Genomic DNA, 5,316 nt, shown 5'->3' with positions numbered 1-5,316 from the left:
TCCGGAATGTTGTTGTCGTTGCCGTGGTTTGCTGTTCGTCGTCGTCGTTGTCGTGCCGTTGTGGTGATGGTCGTCGTGGTCGTTATGTTCGTCATGTTGTAGTGGTGGGTGGCCGTGGGCTCGTGGTGGTCGTGACCCTGACCTGGAGACTCGGTGGTCAATTCGTCAGTGGTCGGTGGATGTTGGTGGTCGTGGTGGTCGTCGGGGTTGGTCTCTGGAATGTTGTCGGGGTTGTTGTCGTCGTTTGGTGGTGGGAGTGGTGGGTGGTCGTGGTGGTCGTCGGGGTCAAGGCCGTGGTCGTCGTAGGCGTAGTCGTCGTAGTAGTGGTCGTCGGGTGGATGGTTGTCGTCGTTGTCGTTGTCGTTGTCGTTGTTGTGGTCGTCGTCGTAGTGGTGGAAGTGGTACCGGTTCACCGTGATGTGGTATTTGTGGTGTCCGTCGTAATGTGTCCATGGGAATGTGGTGTGGGAGGGGTGACGGGCGCAATCCCGTCACCCCGACCCGATCGGGCTACCCATCCCAGGCTGAAGCCTTGGGCCTCGGCGCCCTTGCCGAGTCCGACCGGTGCGGCTAGCATCCGGGGCACATGGATTACTTCACTCCCGCCACCCGCCGCTGGTTCGCGCAGAACTTTGCCGCGCCGACGCCGGCCCAGGCGCGCGGCTGGCCGCTGATTGCCGCCGGGCACCATTGCCTGATCACGGCCCCGACCGGCAGCGGCAAGACGCTTGCCGCCTTCCTGTGGGCGATCGACCGGCTGATGGCGGGCGGTGACGGTCCGCGGGTTCCCGGCGTCCAGGTCCTCTATGTCTCCCCCCTCAAGGCCCTGGTCTACGACATCGAGCGCAACCTGCGCGCGCCCTTGGCGGGTGTCGCCCGGGCGGCGGAGCACCTGGGGTTGGCGGTCGCGCCGCCGCGGGTGGACATCCGCACCGGGGATACGCCCGCGAAGGAGCGCGCCCGGCAGTTGCAGGACCCGGCGGAGATCCTGGTCACGACCCCGGAGTCGCTCTATCTGCTGCTCGGCTCCCGGGCGGCCGGGAACCTGCGCTCGGTCCATACCCTGATCATCGACGAGGTGCACGCCCTGGCGCCGACCAAGCGGGGCGCGCACCTGGCCCTGTCGCTGGAGCGCCTGGCCGCCCTGTGCGGGCGCGACCCTCAGCGCATCGGGCTCTCGGCGACGCTGCGGCCCCTGGCGGAGGCGGCGCTCTACCTGGGCGGCGACCGGCCGGTGGAGATCGTCGATGCCGCCGCCCCGCCGCGCCTGGACCTGCGGGTCTGCGTGCCGGTGCCGGACATGGAGCGCCCGCCGCAGCCGCCGACGCCGGAACTGCGCAGCGGCTCCATCCTCGGTGCCCTCTATGCCCAGCAGGCCGCCCGCCCGCCGGCCGAGAAGGGTATCTGGTCGGCGCTCTATCCGGCCCTGCTGGACGCCATCCGCGCCCACCGGTCCACCATCCTCTTCGTCAACAGCCGGGGCCTGGCCGAGCGTCTGTGTCGGCGCCTGAACGAGTTGGCGGCGCAGCGCGATGAGGGCCCCGATCCGGACCCGGCCCCCGACCCGGCCCCCGACCTGGTGCGCGCCCACCACGGCAGCGTCAGCCACGAGCAGCGCAGCGCGATCGAGGAGGGCCTGAAGCGCGGCGACCTCAAGGCCATCGTCGCGACCAGTTCGCTGGAGATGGGCATCGACATGGGGGCGGTGGACCAGGTATTGCTGGTGGAGTCCCCGGGCTCGGTCGCGCGCGGTCTGCAACGGGTGGGGCGGGCCGGGCACGGGGTGGGGGAGGTCAGCAGCGGGCGCATCTTCCCCAAGTTTCGGGGCGACCTGCTGGAGTGTGCCGTCATTGCCGGGCGGATGCTGCAGGGCGAGTTGGAGCCCTTCCGGATGCCCCGCAACGCCCTGGACGTACTGGCCCAACAGGTCGCCGCCCACTGTGCGGCGGCGGACCGGACGGTGGGCGAGTTGCACGCCCTGGTGATCCGCGCCGGGCCCTACCGGGAGCTGTCGCGGGCGGCCCTGGAGGCGGTGCTGGAGATGCTGTCGGGCCTCTACCCGGGCGGCGATTTCGCGGATCTCAAGCCGCTCCTCGCCTGGGATCGGGCGAGCGCGACCCTGAGTGCGCGCCGCGGCACGGCCCTGATCACCCGGCTCAACGCCGGTACCATCCCGGACCGGGGCTACTACGGGGTCCACCTGGGCGCGGAGGGCCCCCGCATCGGCGAACTGGACGAGGAACTGGTCCATGAGACCAAGGCCGGGGACTGCATCCTGCTCGGCGCCTCCACCTGGCGGGTGGAGCAAATCACCCGCGACCGGGTCATCGTCTCACCCGCCCCCGGTGAGCCCGGCAAGCTCCCCTTCTGGCGCGGCGAGGGTCCCGGACGGCCGCTGGAACTGGGGCGGGCGATCGGCGTCTTCTGTCGCCGCTTGGCGGCCATCGAGGGCGAGGAAGGCCCGGCCTGGGTCCAGGCACAGGTCCCGCTCGATGACCTGGCCGCGCTGAATCTGGCGACCTATGTGCGCGAGCAGCGCGAGTCGACCGGTCAGGTCCCGAGCGACCGCACCATCGTCGTGGAGCGCTTCCGCGACGAGTTGGGGGACTGGCGGGTCTGCATCCTGACCCCCTTCGGCGCGCCGATCCATGCCCCCTGGGCCATGGCCCTGCAAGGGCGGCTGAGCCGTCGCGAGGGGTTCGAGGTCCAGGTCATGTATACCGACGACGGCATCGTGCTGCGCCTGGCGGACGGGGAGGACCTGCCGTCCCTGGACGAGCTGCTGCCGGACCCGGCGGAGGTGACGGACGAGGTGACCGGGCAACTCGCCGCCACGGCCCTCTTCGCCGGCCTGTTCCGTGAGAATGCGGCCCGGGCACTGCTGCTGCCGCGCCGCCGGGCCGCGGGCCGCCAGCCGCTCTGGGCGCAACGGCTGCGCGCCCAGGCACTGCTCGCCACGGTGCGCCGCTACCCGGGCTTTCCGATGGTGATCGAGACCTATCGGCAGGCACTGGGGGATGTCTTCGACCTGCCGGGCCTGAAAGAGGTCCTGAGCGCCGTCCAGACCCGCGCCATCCGCGTCCACGAGGTCGAAACGGCGCACGCCTCACCCTTCGCCCGCTCGCTCGTCTTCGCCTATGTCGCCGCCTATCTCTACGAGCAGGACGCCCCGCTGCCGGAGCGCCGCGCCCAGGCCCTGACCCTGGACCGCGCCCTGCTGGCGGAACTGCTGGGTCAGGCCGAACTGCGCGAACTGATCGACCCGGAGGTGCTCGCCGAGCTGGAGGCGGAGCTGCAGCACCGGGTGGACGGGCGCCGCGCCCGCGACGCGGATGAACTGCACGATCTGCTGCGGCGCTTGGGCGATCTGAGCGAGGCCGAGATCGCCGAGCGGTGTGTTGGGTACGGGTCGGGCACCGATGCGGCTGGGGATGCCGCTCCGATTACGATTACGACAACGACGCACGGGGCGGGCAACCCCGCCGATCCCGGGTCCTGGCTGCGGGTCTTGAAGGATCAGCGCCGCGCCGCCCCGCTGCGCATCGACGGTGAACACCGCTGGATCGCCGCCGAAGACGCCGGACTCTACCGCGACGCCCTGGGCCTGGTCCCGCCCGCCGGGCTGCCCGAGGCCTGCATCGCCCCCACCCAGGCCCCCCTCGAACAACTGCTGCGGCGCTACGCCCGTACCCATGGCCCCTTCCTCACCCGCGAGCCCGCCGCGCGCCTGGGCCTGCGCCCGGCCCAGGTCGAACCGGTCCTGCGCCTGCTCGAATCCCAGGGCGCCCTGGTCCGCGGCGAGATCCGCCCGGCGGGCACCCAGCCCGAGTGGTGCGAGGTCGAGGTGCTGCAACGCCTGCGCCGCCGCACCCTGGCCCGCGCCCGGGATGCCGTGGCGCCGGTCGATGGCGCCGCGCTGGGGCGCTTCCTCCCCGCCTGGCACGGCATCGGCGAGGACCGCAAGGGCCCGGACCGGCTCCTGGAGGCGGTCACGCAACTCGCCGGTCTGAGCCTGCCCTGGTCCCAACTGGATCGCGTCCTGCTGCCCGCCCGGGTCCCGGGCTATCGCCCCCAGGACCTGGACCTGCTGGCGGCCACCGGTCAGATCGTGTGGATCGGGCGGGGCGCCCTGGGGCCCAAGGACGGCCGGGTCGCCTTGTACCCGCGCACAGGCGGCGAATGGCGCACGGCCGACACCGGGGCAGCGGAGCCGTCGGCACCGCTGCCGGGCCTCCTGCTGGAGCACCTGCGCGAACGCGGCGCCTGCTTTCTGATGGAACTGACGGCGGCGGCGCAGCGCGCGGGGCTCGCGGGTGCGCGCGACGCCTTCGAGTCGGCCGTCTGGGACCTGGTCTGGGCCGGGCTCATCACCAACGACACCTTCGCCCCCCTGCGCGGCCTGGCTGCGGGTGGGGCCGGCGGCGCCCGCACCCGACACCGCGGGCGGGAACCGGCCCTGACCGGCGGGCGCTGGTCCCTGGTCGCGGACCTCGCCGGACGGGACACGCCGCTGCCCAGTGAGACGGAGCGCCTGCTCGCCCAGGCCCTTCGGTTGCTCGAACGCTATGGCGTGGTGAGTCGGGAGGCGGTCCAGGCGGAGGGGCTGCCCGGCGGCTTCGCACCGCTCTACCGGGTCTTGAAACAACTGGAGGAGTCCGGGCGGGTGCGCCGGGGTTGGTTCGTCGCGGGGCTGTCCGGGGCCCAATTCGCCCTGGCCGGGGCACTGGAACGCCTGCGCGCCGCGCGCCTGGAGGAGTCGCCGCTCGACGGCTTCACGCAGGAGGAGGTCCGCGTCCTGGCCGCCCTGGACCCGGCCAACCCCTATGGCGCCCTGCTGCCCTGGCCGGATACCGCGGCCGGTGCCGAGACGGGTACCGCCCCGCGCCGCATCGGCGGCGCCTGGGTCATCCTGGTGGCCGGCAAGCCGGTCCTCTATCTGGGCAGCAGCGCCCGCGCCCTGCTGAGCTTCCCATCGTCCCTGAGCGAGACCGGCGGGGAACTGCACCTGGCCCTGGCCGCCCTGTGCCGCCTGCCTGCCGGCGGTCGCCGGCGGCTGCTCATCCAGACCATCGACGGCCAGCCGGCACTCCAAGCGCCGCTGCGCGAGGTCATGCTCGCCGCCGGCTTTGAGTCCGATTACGATGCCCTGGTGCCGTCGCCCCGGACTCAATAAACCTAGGTGATTAGCGTCGAAACTCAGCCGGCGATCGGTCGGCGGTCGTTAGCCTCACAAATTTGAGCCTGGGGGTCCATACTTAAGGTAACCCACCGGCGAGGACGCGGCCATGCCCCAGAATCCGATCCAGTTCCAGCCCG

General features: G+C 71.9%; 1 protein-coding gene and 1 pseudogene. One reads left to right on the top strand and one right to left on the bottom strand.

Features of this window, described 5'->3' with window-relative positions; all coding sequences use genetic code 11:
• Positions 1 to 413, bottom strand: a pseudogene (locus tag QZY48_RS34470) (hypothetical protein); the annotation flags it as partial.
• A gap of 173 nt (positions 414 to 586) precedes the next feature.
• On the opposite strand from QZY48_RS34470, the gene QZY48_RS34465 reads away from it, so the two are divergent.
• Positions 587 to 5,173 carry a DEAD/DEAH box helicase gene (locus QZY48_RS34465; RefSeq protein WP_295439273.1) on the top strand — a complete coding sequence of 1,529 codons (4,587 nt, stop codon included), beginning with the start codon at positions 587 to 589 and terminating at the stop codon, positions 5,171 to 5,173.
• The last annotated feature ends 143 nt before the right edge of the window (positions 5,174 to 5,316 follow it).

The organism is uncultured Thiodictyon sp. (assembly GCF_903828115.1).
Classification (GTDB): domain Bacteria; phylum Pseudomonadota; class Gammaproteobacteria; order Chromatiales; family Chromatiaceae; genus Thiodictyon.
This window is presented reverse-complemented; position numbering and strand designations above follow the sequence as displayed.